Source organism: Edaphobacter acidisoli, assembly GCF_014642855.1.
Classification (GTDB): domain Bacteria; phylum Acidobacteriota; class Terriglobia; order Terriglobales; family Acidobacteriaceae; genus Edaphobacter; species Edaphobacter acidisoli.
Map to the genome: position 1 here is coordinate 97469 of NZ_BMJB01000004.1, position 13914 is coordinate 111382.

Annotated in this window: 10 protein-coding genes and 1 pseudogene; 7 read left to right on the forward strand and 4 right to left on the reverse strand. The window is 51.2% G+C overall.

Features of this window, described 5'->3' with window-relative positions; all coding sequences use genetic code 11:
- Window positions 1-938 precede the first annotated feature (938 nt).
- Both IEX36_RS16875 and IEX36_RS16880 read left to right on the forward strand, forming a co-directional pair.
- Complete coding sequence (locus IEX36_RS16875; protein ID WP_188760748.1) at window positions 939-4757, forward strand: Ig-like domain repeat protein; 3819 nt, start codon at window positions 939-941, stop codon at window positions 4755-4757.
- 19 nt (window positions 4758-4776) lie between these two features.
- Window positions 4777-5352 carry an outer membrane beta-barrel protein gene (locus IEX36_RS16880; protein ID WP_188760749.1) on the forward strand — a complete coding sequence of 192 codons (576 nt, stop codon included), beginning with the start codon at window positions 4777-4779 and terminating at the stop codon, window positions 5350-5352.
- Between the two features lie 43 nt (window positions 5353-5395).
- Here IEX36_RS16880 and IEX36_RS16885 read toward each other — a convergent pair whose 3' ends face one another.
- Both IEX36_RS16885 and IEX36_RS16890 read right to left on the reverse strand, forming a co-directional pair.
- The gene (locus IEX36_RS16885; RefSeq protein ID WP_188760750.1) at window positions 5396-5830 is read right to left on the reverse strand and encodes a hypothetical protein; all 435 of its coding nucleotides are present in this window, start codon (window positions 5828-5830) and stop codon (window positions 5396-5398) included.
- Window positions 5778-6680: a hypothetical protein gene (locus tag IEX36_RS16890; protein WP_188760751.1), complete on the reverse strand. Its 903-nt coding sequence runs from the start codon at window positions 6678-6680 to the stop codon at window positions 5778-5780. The genes IEX36_RS16885 and IEX36_RS16890 overlap by 53 nt, the downstream gene beginning before the upstream one ends.
- Window positions 6681-7650: 970 nt before the next feature.
- Here IEX36_RS16890 and IEX36_RS16895 point away from each other — a divergent pair.
- From IEX36_RS16895 to hxsC, 4 genes are read left to right on the forward strand one after another with little or no spacing between them, the layout of a single operon-like run.
- Window positions 7651-7938: a hypothetical protein gene (locus tag IEX36_RS16895; protein ID WP_188760752.1), complete on the forward strand. Its 288-nt coding sequence runs from the start codon at window positions 7651-7653 to the stop codon at window positions 7936-7938.
- A 3-nt stretch (window positions 7939-7941) separates the two neighbouring features.
- Window positions 7942-8352 carry a His-Xaa-Ser system protein HxsD gene (gene hxsD, locus IEX36_RS16900; RefSeq protein ID WP_188760753.1) on the forward strand — a complete coding sequence of 137 codons (411 nt, stop codon included), beginning with the start codon at window positions 7942-7944 and terminating at the stop codon, window positions 8350-8352.
- 16 nt (window positions 8353-8368) lie between these two features.
- Window positions 8369-9862, forward strand: coding sequence for a His-Xaa-Ser system radical SAM maturase HxsB (hxsB, locus tag IEX36_RS16905; protein ID WP_229669091.1), 1494 nt, complete (start codon window positions 8369-8371; stop codon window positions 9860-9862).
- Window positions 9853-10986 (forward strand): His-Xaa-Ser system radical SAM maturase HxsC, encoded by a 1134-nt coding sequence (gene hxsC / locus IEX36_RS16910; protein ID WP_188760754.1) that lies wholly within the window; start codon window positions 9853-9855, stop codon window positions 10984-10986. Before hxsB ends, hxsC begins: the two co-directional genes overlap by 10 nt.
- A 152-nt stretch (window positions 10987-11138) precedes the next feature.
- On the opposite strand, the gene IEX36_RS16915 is transcribed toward hxsC, so the two are convergent.
- Together IEX36_RS16915 and IEX36_RS16920 are read right to left on the reverse strand one after the other, a co-directional pair.
- Window positions 11139-12074, reverse strand: coding sequence for a tyrosine-type recombinase/integrase (locus tag IEX36_RS16915; protein WP_188760755.1), 936 nt, complete (start codon window positions 12072-12074; stop codon window positions 11139-11141).
- A gap of 29 nt (window positions 12075-12103) precedes the next feature.
- Window positions 12104-13351, reverse strand: a complete 1248-nt coding sequence (locus IEX36_RS16920; RefSeq protein WP_188760756.1) for a tyrosine-type recombinase/integrase — start codon at window positions 13349-13351, stop codon at window positions 12104-12106.
- A 286-nt stretch (window positions 13352-13637) separates the two neighbouring features.
- On the opposite strand from IEX36_RS16920, the pseudogene IEX36_RS16925 reads away from it, so the two are divergent.
- A pseudogene (locus IEX36_RS16925) lies at window positions 13638-13914 on the forward strand (hypothetical protein); the annotation flags it as partial.

Below are 13914 nucleotides of genomic sequence, written 5' to 3' on the forward strand. Positions count from 1 at the left end.
GTGGCATTGAACATAGGATGTTCCGCATTGCCATAATGAGGGATCATCTACGCTGCACGATCCTGTTCTCAACCAGGATCCGAGAGGTTAATAAAAGATAAGAAGTGTTCCAGTTACGGAACTTGAGCCACTCGTGAAGGCACTCTTTGTTCACTATGATTCTCGACTAGCCGGTGCGACTTCTCCTCCTGAAGAACGACGATTAGATGCGTGTATTCCTGATGCTCGCAGGATGCTTGGATAGGCAAAGCGGTCTGATGGCGAATTGCTTTTACGGTCAACGGTGAGGCGTCTTTCCACTGCCGCGTTGTGTCGTCAACTTGGAATGTTCGGGGCCCAAAATGAGATTATCGCCTTTACGCTGTAGTAAGCCCCGGCGTAGCCAGAGGCTGTGACATCAGGCTATATATGCTTTCGCATTTGGCCCAGCGAGCCGTCAAGTCTAGTTCATACACCGACAGGCTCGGAAACAAGTATCGCATTGACCATTCTCTAGAATGGTTGTCGGGCCGTTCCAAGACGGGACGCATTAAAATGCTGATCAACTCACTTCGAAGATCCTAAACCAAAGTCATCAGATGCCGATAGGTTGCTATGACGAAGGAGCCTCGAGTTCAATGAGACCTAATCGGTATTCGACACGTGTTGTTGGCAATCTCTACACAGACGATTGCGTAGACCCCTTTCTCTCCCCGTATAATTCTGGCGTTTCTTCCGATTGCGCTGAAGCGCTGCTTTGGCTTGGACGCGTGTGGAAATATTTGGCGATCGCATGGCTTCTCACTTGTGGAATCGGAAGCGCCATCGCCGAGGTGGCCTTCGTTTTCCCTACACCAGCATCTGTAAGCGGGAGCCCTGTGGTTCAGTCTGTACCCATATTGATCCAATCCGCCGGAACCCCCGGGGGAATCAAAGTGTTGACCGAGGGAGCATCAAACTTGGACTTCACATTTTCTGGAACGACCTGTGGGTCCGGCCCTTACGTGACAGGACAGACTTGCAGTGTCTCGGTTGAATTTACCCCCAAGTATCCTGGTATGCGCTTCGGTGCGGTGGTGATGATCGCTACTGACGGCCACATCATGGCTAGTCAGAGATTGTCAGGAGTGGGAATCGGTTCACTAAGTGTGATCTTGTCCGGTATCGTGAGCACCGTCGCTGGTAACGGGTGCGTAACAGACGTTGCGTGTCGAACGTCCGGAAGTACGCCAGCTACGCAGGGGTCACTCAATCTGCCGATAGCTGTCGCAACCGACGGTGGTGGAGATATCTATATCTCAGATACAGCTAACAACAGAATTCGAAAAGTCGACACTCTTGGCAACATCACGACAATAGCAGGAGCCAGCGAAAGCGCCGGCTTCTCGGGAGATGGAGGACCAGCTCTTACGGCCCAAATCAATACGCCATCTACAATCGTCATTGACGGAGCCGGGAATATCTTTTTCTCGGATGTCGGTAACGACGCCGTTCGAGAAATAAACGTCGCAACTGGCAATATCTCGACGATCGCAGGAACCTTAGGCACGGCAGGCTTTAGCGGTGATAATGGCCCGGCAACAGCTGCCTTACTTTCTGCGCCAGAGGGCCTCGCCTTTGATGCGAACGGCAATCTGTACATTGCTGACACAGGAAACAATCGAATTCGTGAAATAGATACGAATGGCACGATTACTACAGCAGCTGGTGATGGATCAGCAGCTTATGCTGGAGATGGTGGCCCTGCTGTTTTGGGCGAGCTCAACCAGCCCTGGGGAATTACTGTCTCTATCGATGGCAACCTTTATATCGCAGATTCCGGCAACAATAGAATTCGAGCAATCAATCTGACGACGGGGCTCTTGTCTACTGTGGCAGGCTCGAATACTGCCAGCTATTTCGGTGACGGTGGGCAAGCTTCCCATGCCCTGTTTAATAGCCCTACAGGTGTTACAGCAGATGCAGCGGGTAATCTCTATGTGGCAGATCATGGAAACAGCGCAATCCGAAAGATAAATTACGTAAGCGGCATGATCTCCACTATCGCTGGCAATGGAACCGGCCTCTTCAGTGGCGACGGCTCCAGCGCAAATAGAGCGACGCTGAATTTTCCCTATTCAATGATAGTTGATCAGGCTGGCAACCTCCTGATTCCGGATTACCTCGATCTGCGAGTGCGAAAGATTAGTGCAGTTCTTTCCGTAATTAGCTACCCAACAATGAAGGAGGGAAAAACGTCGGAACCGATGTATCAGGGCATCGAGAATGATGGCAACGCGCCGCTTAATTTTAGCAACCTTATGGCGACAGGAACCACAAGCGCAACACTAGACTTCAACCCAAGTGACCCGCTTACAACAACCTGTTCGACATCGCAAGCGCTATCGGTTGGGAGCACTTGTACGCTCGGCGTCGAATTTGCTCCTGTCAACGTAGAAAGCCCTGCCGCCGGCACCTTATACGTGTCGTCAGATTCCGGCAATAGTCCCATCGGTGTTGATCTAAGTGGGAACGTGCTATCAGTCGATCCTACTTCTACAACAGTAACATCAGGGTTGAATCCTGCCAGCGTTGGCATGGCTGTTACTTTCACGGCTTTTATTTCAAGCCCAAATAGGCTTACGGGAACGGTTCAGTTTTACGACGGATCAACGGCAATAGGTGCCCCTCAACCGGTCGATCCCAATTCAAGTACAGCCACTCTCACAACATCTTTTACGGTGCCGCAAACCCATAACATCTCAGGCGTCTATAGCGGCGACGACTATGATGCCGTAAGTACGCCGAATACTCCGGTTGCCGAGATCATTCAACAGGCGACCGCGCTCAACGTCATCCCGTCCGCAAACCCAGTTACTGTATTCGCTCCTTTATCTTTCAGCGCGAAACTTACAGGAGGAACTACGCCCCCAGCGGGGAGCATTGTCTTTATGGATGGAGCAACTTCTCTCGGCTCAGTGGCCCTCGATAGCAATGGTAATGCATCTTTTACGGCCCCTCCCCTAGCCGTTGGCACACACACGATCATTGCTAAGTTTGCGGGTGACTCAAATGATTTCCCGAGCCAGTATCAGCTTTCCGAAATAGTAGATCTCGCTTCAAGCGTGACGATGCTGGGTACCAACACTGCCATTGCCAAGTATTCGACGCCAATTACCTTCACTGCCACGGTAACCGGAGTCAGCTCGTCAACGCCAACTGGCAATGTCGAGTTTATGGATGGTGCAAACATTCTGGGCGCTGCCCCCTTGAGCACACTAGGTAGTGCAACCTATGTTAATTCGGCTCTCTCGGCGGGGACACACACCATAACTGCTGTTTATGAGGGAGATGCTGACTACTCGCCAAGCACTTCGACACAGATCATCACGGAAACGATCTGGCAGGTCCCGACAGTGACGGTCCTCAGCGCTAGTGCAACCAATTCAACGTCTGGTGCACCAATCACTCTGACCGCTATCGTAGCGGCTCAGGAAACCACTGTTCCGACCGGCACAGTCAAGTTCATGAATGGGAACATTCTTCTTGGTACTGGAACGCTCAGCAACGGCAAAGCAACGATTACGACCACTAACCTGGGTGTAGGAATGGACAGCGTCACAGCGATTTACAACGGCGATTCAAATGATGAGGCGAGCGAATCCTCCGCGGTAGCGATAACAGTTGTTCAAGCGCCCACAACTACGACCATATCATCGAGTCAAACTCCTCTTCCTACATTAACTCCTGTTGTTGTTGCTGCTTCGGTCTCCAACGGAAGCGCTCAGATACCCACTGGCTTGGTAACGTTTTCGGAAGATTCTGTGGCGATCGGCGTCGGGCAGCTTGACTCAACAGGGGTTGCGACGATTTCACTCCAGTCGCTGCCTGCCGGGTCGCACACCTTCGTAGCCAGTTATGCCGGCGATATGCTGGATGTTCCGAGCGTATCCGCGCCCTTTACGCAGACGGTTCAGCCGCGCAGCACGACGAATGTACTCACCACCTCATCTACTTCGCTTACGGGTGGCCAACAGGTCACACTCATCTCTGTTATCAGCCCTGCTGGGCCTCCACCGTCGACGGCTCCAACAGGGAACGTCACCTTCATGTCGGGGAATACGACACTCGCTACTAGTCCGGTCGATGCCACAGGCGTGGCTACAGTAACGGCTATTCTGCCTGGAACGAGTGCAGAAGTGTCGTCCGTCTATTCGGGAGACGCCAATTACTCCTCTTCTACTTCTTCTCCCGTTGAGGTCGCTATTGGCCCCGCTCCAGACTTCAATCTTGAAGCCACTCCAAGCTCATGGTCGATGCAGAGCAAACAGCACCTTACCCTCAAGCTCACCCTCGCATCTGTAAAGAATTTTACCGGTGCATTTTCTCTCGGTTGTCTAGGGCTTCCACAAAACGCCACCTGCACGTTTTCTGAAAATCAGCCTATGCTGCCAGCTGGCGGCACCCAGTCCGTTGATGTAACGGTCGACACCGGATCTCCGCTGCTCGGCGGAACACAGGCTCGGACTGAACAGCACACTCGCTCAGATGGGACGGTACTCTGCTTGCTTCCTGGAGCAATTGTCTTAGGGGTCTTCGGTCTCAGGAAGAAGCGGATGCGGCCAATGAAGGGCCTATTCATCGCCTTGATATCTCTGGGCCTTTTTACAACTCTTTCAGGGTGCGGCAGTATTACGAGCAACGGAACGCCCCCAGGCACTTATCACTTCCTCATAACTGCCACAGGACCGACCGGCATCTCGCAGTTCGTCGGTATCACAATGACGATCACACAGTAGCGCTGAACTGGATATTGATATGAACAGAACGATCCTGATCCTGATTTTAGAGGTTTTTTTGGCGAGCATCCCTGTGAAGAGCTTCGCCCAGGCTGTTCCTACCGCAAGTGCTCCTGGCGCTTCTGTCTCAGTAGGAGGAACATTTTCAGTGGGACAATCCGGTTATGGGCAGAGGGTGCTCAGCGGCAGTGGAGCATACGTTGATGTCAATCCTCGACGACAAGTCGGTATTGAGGCAGAAGGCCGATGGCTCCAGCACGACCGAATAGGAAAAACATCAGAAAGCACCTATCTTATCGGTCCGAGAATCCAGATTCGACAGGGCAGGCTTTCCCCGTATGTCAAAAGCTTGGTCGGATTAGGATATTTTGGTTTTCCGTACAACTCGGCTCAAGGTAGGTACTTTGTCATAGCAACTGGAACGGGGGTAGACCTTAACCTGAATGAGACTGTAAAAATCCGTCTCGTCGATATCGAATACCAGCGCTGGCCGCAGTTTACCTTCGGCACAATTACTCCTTATACAATTAGTTTTGGGTTCAGTTATCGTCTTTGCACCGGCAGCCACACGCGGCTGGGAGCATATGACAGGTGACATCTAGAAGGCTGGGCTATTGTCATCATGGCGGTGGATTAGCTCAAGAAGGGATCCCACTCGTATCAGAGATTTCCCAGGAGTCTTCCCTCACGCTATCGAAAAAAGCCTGCCATGGATTGCCACAGGTTGCTAAGCCGAAGAAAGTATTTGAAAGGCTATCTAGATCTTCAAGAGAGCAATTTCCTGACACAAATGTACGAATCGGCCCGGTGCTGAGAGCACCTAAGTGCTGGAAAAAACCTTTGGACAAGATTTCTTCTGCCTGGCTGTAATGTGCAACATCGCTCAGGAAATCCCTAATAACGGAGATTTCGGACGGTGCCCGATGACAGAGAACTTCCTCCCAATTCCTCAAGATGAACCCCCCCAGCGTGCTGGGCCTCTCTTCATCTTGGTAGAGGACAATCGCGAAGGGCTTTCCGTCACTCTGTAGCTCCGAGGTGGTGTATTCCAAAATGTGGTAGTAGTTGATCATTTGCGGTGCTCCGCTGTGTAAATCGCCATGCTGCAGTTGTATCTGCCTCGATTAACTGCTGAAGGCGAGCGAGTCGGCAAAGAAGCTCCTGCTCAAGCAGATCGATGTTTCCTTTGTACCATTTGGATGGAACGAGGGAAACCGCATAAGCCAGAGCTTTTGGCAATACATCTTCATAATGGGAAATCCAATCCGCAACCGCTGCGGGTTGGAAGAGGCCAGAATATAGAGAAGGTTCGAGATGATACGTAACGCCCGAGTATTCGGTAAAGTTCCAATTAGGGCCGCCAAACATGTGTCCATGATCAATGAAACACGCGTCAAGACCGCGGCCATCGTCGCTGGTGCGAAAGATTGCCTGTCGATGATCTTGGTGATTTGCCCAAATGTCCATAACGTACATCCCAAGGAAATCACTCCGATTCCGGATTGCCGAAACTCTTGATCGGCTAATGAAATCTGTAGGACGATTCGGGCCGGCCATTTCTCCCAAAAACGCGCTGCCAAAATGTAGGCCTGCATTCGGACGTCGCCGGCCAAGAGGTGTTTCAAACCACAAACTTGGGTTCTTATCTATGAAGTCATCGGATAGATAGACACATCCCCCTGGAACGACGGGCAATCCGGCTTCATTGGCAATCACACCACCGATGATCTCATTTGCAAGTATATTGGCTCCCTGAGGGCTTCCAAGCATCTTTACGACGACATATTCCTCGTCGTCACATTGGATGAGGATCGCCTGAGAACCTCCTCTCATCTTCCGAATGAATTTCTTGGCCGTGGATATTGTTGGGACACTAAAAACCCTTCTCCCTTGAAGGGAGTTTTGGATAACCGTGGCAGACATAACCCTCCCGATGCCGATCGAGAAACGTAAAACGCAAAATGAAGCAAATCAGCCTACGCTGGTGCTGGTCGATGAGTGCGCCTTCAGCCTCACAAATCCAGCACCAATTACAATGCCAAGAAGTTAGCACACATAGACAGGAAATCATAGAGCGAAGTTTCCTGGCCAGTTCTAACTGTGCTCCCGCACTGATTGGTAGGGGGCCTTAAGCCGGTGTGAAAAGGGGCCAATAATCGCCCTTTGATCCGGGCGATTACTTTCGCCAGTCGACTGGGAGGGGACACGAGGCAAGTTCCTCGTGGTGGAAGGCGTTCTCCAGAATCAGGATGGCGTTATCTCGGTGAAGGCGTCTGCTGTTCGTGTGCTGCAATTCAGCGAGATTGATGTGCGGTCGCATGACTTCCATTGATGTGCTCTGGCCTTCTCATGGAAGACCGTAGAGATTATCTCTCGCTTGTCGAAGCGTTTCTACTGACCAAGTAAGGATTTCCTGAAGGACTTTCACCGCATTTGCCTTCCTTCCTCAATGCCGTGAGCACGCAGCACACAAGCGGGGGGGCATGATTCAAGGTTTTCGATCGGCCCTCGTCCGAGTTGTGTCCTGTCTAGTTCGACGCAATCCTCGATCAATATCGTCTGTTGTAGCTTGCTTGGCCGTTCCGCCCACCCCCGTGTACGTTTGGTAAGTGTCGGCAGCTTAGAAAAGCCACGGGAGAACACAGTACCGAGGCTCATGAATACGCGGATTCGCTCAAAGTCAGACGCTCATTCGTCCTCAGAAGGCTACCAATGTCAGCCGATCTGCCTACGCATATTATTACTCAGCTGAAGCCTACAGAGAGATGCACGCGCGGAGACCTCGACGCCAGGCAGTGTGTATTCCGGGCTGCAGAAAATTATTTTGTTGCGTTAAGAAAATTACGTCCTATACTTACCTGGCAGGCGAATCAACCTATTTTGCGGAGCCAAAATGAACGATAGAAAGAGCTTCTTCAACGGCATCGTCACTAAGGTATCGCTCCTTATGGGAGGTGCGGTCCTCGTGACTGGTGCACAGGCATCAGTGACCTCGGCCACAGTTACCCCTGCTGAGTCGAACAGCATGACGATCCAGGCTGTCGGTGCTCGTAAGTCTCTCCCGGAGAAACTGACGCTGAAACGGCAGAACAGCGGATTCAAGCTGATCGCTGAACATAGCTCTCATTCCTCCCACGCCTCGCACGCGTCGCATTCCTCTCACGCATCCCGCGCCTCTTAATCGATGATCGAGAAGATCAAGAATCAAGCTCCTGTCCAAGGCGCTGCCGCACGTATTCCGATCAACCATCAAGTCGTGAGTGTAGAGGCGCTGCTAAAGACCTGCTATTGGTTTTCGCGAGATTTCGTCTGTGATATCACTCAGGACGAATGTGGACAATCGATCGTGAATCTAACGCCGAAGTCTGTTTGCGAAATATCTCTTGGTGACGCGCGCGAGCAGTTTTTGGCTCAGGCAATGGACTTCGCGCTTCGGGAACGGGTGGCTGCGAAAACGTCCGATGTGCGTGATCTATTGCTTGCAAAAGCTTTTTCTGAATCTGGAGTGCTCGAAGAACAACCACTAGGCGTGTTCGGAGACACTCTGGAAGAAGCAAAGCCGGATGGAATGTTCAAGATCCTCAGCAATAGCTGATTCGGTGTAATCGTCGATGGCCCGTAGCTTTTATCCAATTGAGAACTTTGCTCCTGCGCCACAACAGGTCTCTCTGTTGCCCTTCAGATTTACTCGGTTTTTTGGACAAGAACTCTTGGTTAATGAGGCGGGCGAGTTCATTTTCGCTCCGGAGGGTACTGCTTATTCACTGCTAGAAGGTGCGGTGGATGTTCGGTCATTGCTCTACAAAGATCTTAAAGCAAAACATATCGTCTACGATGAAACGTCCTCTGCCCTGCTCGACGTGCTTGCGACAAAGATCCGTACCAAGTATGACCATCTAAGTGGCGGCACAAAACTTCACATCTTTGTCGTAACTCTGCGTTGTGAGCATTCTTGCCATTATTGTCAGGTCTCGCGTCAGACTGCCTCTAAAGGCGAATTTGATATGAGCCGAGAGACGGCTGACCGCTCCATCTCTCTCATGTTGGACTCTCCCTCTCCACATGTCACGCTTGAATTGCAGGGAGGCGAGCCATTGCTGGCTTTCGATATGATCCAGTACATTGTACCGAAGGCGAAGGAACAGGCACGGATACGCAACAAAGGCCTGGATATCGTTGTCACAACGAACCTCGCATGCGCAACCGATGAGATGCTGACTTATTTCAGGGATGAAGAGGTAAGGATCTCAACATCTCTGGACGGTCCAGCATTCCTCCACAATAAAAATCGTCCTCGGCCGGGCAACGACAGCTATGAGCGCGCCATAGACGGAATAGAACGAGGAAGGGCCATTCTTGGGCACAGCAATGTGGCTGCCTTGATGACAACCACGGCCGCGTCCCTGGACCATGTCGAAGAGATCATAGACGAATACGTTCGGCGTGACTTTCATACGATCTTTTTACGGCCGATCAGTCCCTATGGCTTCGCATTGAAGACGAAGAATCGAACTGGCTACGAGATGGAGCGGTTTCTGGAATTTTACAAACAGGGTCTAGCCCACATCTTGAACATTAACCGTTCTGGGTACCGGTTGGCAGAAATCTACAGCCAGATACTGCTCTCGAAGATCCTCACTCCGCAGGGGACTGGATACGTTGACCTGCAATCTCCCGCGGGCGGGGCATGGAACGTCCTGGTCTACAACTACAATGGAGACGTTTTCGCTTCAGACGAGTCGCGAATGTTAGCGGAGATGCAAGACTGGACGTTCCGCCTAGGCAATGTACATAAGGACAATCGGCGGAGTCTTTTCACGAGTGAAGCCGCTCTGAGGATGTTTGAGGTGTCCTGCAACCAATCGCTGGCAGGCTGTTCCGATTGTGCCTTCCAATCCTATTGCGGAGCTGATCCGATCTATCATCACGCGACCCAGGGGGATATGTACGGACATCGCCCCACGAGCGGATTCTGTACCCGTAATATGGAAGTAATCAAACACCTGTTTTCGTTTATCCAGGAAGATAATCCCGAGACGATGGGAATCTTCTGGTCGTGGCTTACGGGAAGGCCTTTGCCTCAAAAGGGAGGCACATGCGACTGACAACAGCCGGATCGGCGAGGAATATCGAAGAAGCAATTGTTGGGCGTATCACGACACAGAATCTACCGGATGCCACACGGGGGCAATACATCCGTTTCTTTGCTGAAGGGGAAGCGCCGATCCTCGATTTTGCGGGTTATCGCGCAATTTTGTCACATGCTGATCTCGCCACAGATTATCCAGTCGTTGACCGCCTTCGAGAGTCCGAGCATTTCAGGGACGGTGATGTTGTTGTCGTTGAGAGAGACGGATTCGTCAGATCACTTTACAGATCTTATGAGCGGCATCACTCCCTATTTGTTACAGAACGGTGCAGCAGCAACTGTCTCATGTGTTCGCAGCCACCAAAGGATAAGGATGACGTAGAGTCGCTGACGAAACGAAATCAAGAACTCATCAGACTCATGTCTCCAGCCCCTGAATATCTGACAATTACGGGTGGGGAGCCAACGCTGCTCGGAGATCACCTGTTTGAGCTGATAGATCAACTCAAAACTTCTCTTCCGAACACTGAACTTCACATGCTCACAAATGGGCGCACATTCGCGTGGCCGGAATACACCCGACAATTCGCCGCCATCGAACACCCTAACCTTTGCCTCGGAGTCCCCCTTTATTCGGACTGCGCAGGAGACCACGATTACGTCGTGCAGGCGAAAGGTGCCTTCGACCAAACCGTGGCCGGTCTACACCAGGCTGCTCGAAACGGAATTCGTGTTGAAGTCAGGGTAGTCTTGCACCGGCTGACTATTCCCCGACTAACAAGACTAGTCGAGTACATCTACCGCAATCTTTCATTCGTTGAACATGTCGCGTTGATGGGTCTCGAATACGTTGGATATACGCCAAGGAACATCGCTGAGCTATGGATTGATCCGTTCGATTATCAGGCAGAACTCGAACGAGCTGTGAACTATCTTGTGATGCGCAATATGACAGTCTCCATCTACAACCATCAACTTTGCGTCCTGAGACAGTCGTTATGGCCGTACGCACAAAAGTCCATCTCAGACTGGAAAAATCTCTATTTGACGGAGTGCGAAAAGTGCTCGGCACTCGAAGATTGCGGTGGCCTTTTCAAGTGGGCGGTCAAGAAACATAGTGAGCATATTCATCCTCTTTGAGGAGCTTAGGTATTACACGGTAGAAACGTCCTACTGAAATCTACGCACACTCCCCCACCGCGCATGCTTATCGCGGATTAACGCTGCAAGTGTAATAGGATATGATGTTTGGGAGATTCCTCGGTCCCCAAACCATTTTCTGCGCAGCTCAATCACAGTGACGTAAGGAACCGCATCAATTCTGGATCGTTAGACCACTGGCCTCTTCCGCGCATCGGACTAAGTTTGTCCAAATCTTTTCGAAACCGTTCTGGGGTCATGGACAGGTATCGTTCCGTCGACCCAAGTCCCACTTGTCCCATATACGCAGCCAACGCTGGCAACATTCGGTTTAAATCGACACCGTCCTCGATCCACTTGGTGATGCGATGGACAGCGAAAGTGAACCGTAGATCAGATACACGTGGCTGATAGCGACTTCCATCCCGGCGATGAATGCCCGCGATTGTTCGAAGTCTTTTGAAGTTCTTTGCGATCTTCTCGGCACAGACCTGACGGCCCTTCTTTGTAACGAAAAGATGTTGGCTAGGGCCACGGATCTGAGATCGCCAAGCCACATACTGACGCAATACGTCGACTAAATCTTGACCGATCGGAATATAGCGAGATCGATGGGAATGTGGGCTGCGTATTCTAATGAAGCCTTTTTGGAGATCAACGTCCGACTGCAGAACACGAGTGGACTCCCCGACGGATGCACCAGTTCCATAGAGAAAGAGGATGATCGTACGAAGAGTAGCTCCATCGATCCTAATTATCAACTTCTGGTTCTGGGCGGTAGCTTCCAATAGAGATCGCAGCTCAAGCTTCGTAAACACATAGGGGACGAAGGTTTGTCTCACGAACGGCCGTGGCGTGGGTAGTGCCAATTCCGGCATAGCTCCGCGGCTAAACCAGTGCTCAAAAAATCTACACAGCGTCCAATATTTCAGTCGCCACGTAATCGTCGATACAGGCGTCCCATTGAGAAACCCCAAAATATCCTCTGATTTGACGTCAGCGAGTTGGATATCACCCGTTTGTCTTGAAAAAGCAAACAGAGTAGATTCTCCTTTTTCGAAGAGGTATCCATTTGCATGCTTCCACATAATGTATTGTTCTATCCCATCAAAGAGCCTCATCGGATGCCCGCCAAACTGAAATCAGCGACCTTTCTGAGGGCCTCCACATCGTATTTGGCATAAATGCTAACGGACTTCAAATCGCTGTGACCAAGGAACTCTGCAATGTCCGGTAATGAAGTTCCATCACGCAAGAGTTGTGTGGCGCAAGCGTGTCGGAGAGAATGTGCACCAAAGTTCTTCGATTGAATTCCAAGGGCTTTCATTCGGCTGGCAATGATTGTCCATAGTATCGTTGTGTCCACAGGCCGATATGGTGGTTTCAACGATAAGAAGAGATTTCTGCATTTGCATCGCGGACGCACCTGCTTAAGATAACGGATGAGCTTTTCTCCTACCTCAAGCTGAATGGGAAATTGCTGGACTCGGCCTGATTTTGCTCGTTGTATTGTTATGATCTCGTTGGCCCAATCGAAATCGCTCAGCTTGAACCTGACAACCTCGCAACTCCGCAAGGCATAAATAGAGCAAAGCGACATAATCGCCTCTGCTCGCACGTCGGCTGGTTTTGCTCCAAAGTTGTGATCGAGCAATCTCCTTACATCATTCCAAACGGGGCCTTTCGGGCCGGGATCGTATCTCGGCACTCGTGGGCGATAGATGCCCAGGGCTACTTTCGACCTGTTCCACTCCTGCATCTCCGCAAATCGGAAAAATAAGCGAAGAGCTGAGCATACTGATGCCATGGATCGCGGAAGGTATCCGGCGTTCAGTTTAGACATAAGATATACATCTACTTCATCCGCGGAGATGTCGGCGATTGATCGATGGTGACTTGTGTTCCACTTCAAGAACGCAATCACCCTTAAGCGATGAGCGCGAATTGTTGCCTGCGCCATGCCTCTGACAACCCTCATAAAATGGACGAACTGGTCAACGTATGTGTCATCAGGTTCGACACGGGATCTGGATATCAATAGCTTGTTATGGAATCTCAGCCACTTGAGGGCCACGTAAGTGAATAATGCGGCCGATTTTTCCTGACCATTCCGATTTTTGGATTCGAGGTCGACAATCCAGCGCAGAGCAGCTTCTTGAACCTCTTCTATCTCTACGTCGCGCAAAGCTTCCAATTGCATCAAGCGAATTACATTGATGAGCATAGCCGCGACGGAACGCATTCGACGTATGCTCGTGCCTTGATGCAACATGTAGGAGAGAAATTGCTCCCGCTCTTCGAGCAGCGGTGCTACCCGCTGTCGCCTACGAGTGCTTTCGAAAGCAAAGATAGTCTCTATCGCCATGACGATTCCGGTTCCAGTAGCATGGGCCACTCTCCCTTCAAATTATTGGCAGCGGCTTCGATTTGCAGTGACTCAAACTTGATTTGATCGAGCGTTGCGACGACTGGCTGCCATGCTTAGCAAGATCCTTAGATTTTTGGTTATGGATAGGCTATGACCTTAGATTCCCAAATCGATCCTGGGGCCTTGGCCCAATAAGGCGATGCCCCCTTTCCAAGGTCGTCGATGTCTCAATCAGGCCCGACGGCGCAAGGCCTGTGAATTAGCTAGAGGATACTCCACATGCGTGCTCGCCCATCATCCGTCCTTGATAAAGAGGGTATCAGGGGAGCTTGGCAAGCTCCCCTATTGGCCGGACATGCTGCTACGTCGGCATATCCTGCCAGCAGCAAAACGGCTGGGCATTCATAAACGAATCGGTTGGCACACCTTCAGGCGTACCGCTGCTTCGCTTCTGATGGCCTGCGGCTCAAGCGTGAAGACCACGCAAGAGTTGATGCGTCACGCTACCGCAGATATCACGCTGGAGCTGTACGCTCAGGCCGTCTCCGAGGACAAGCGAG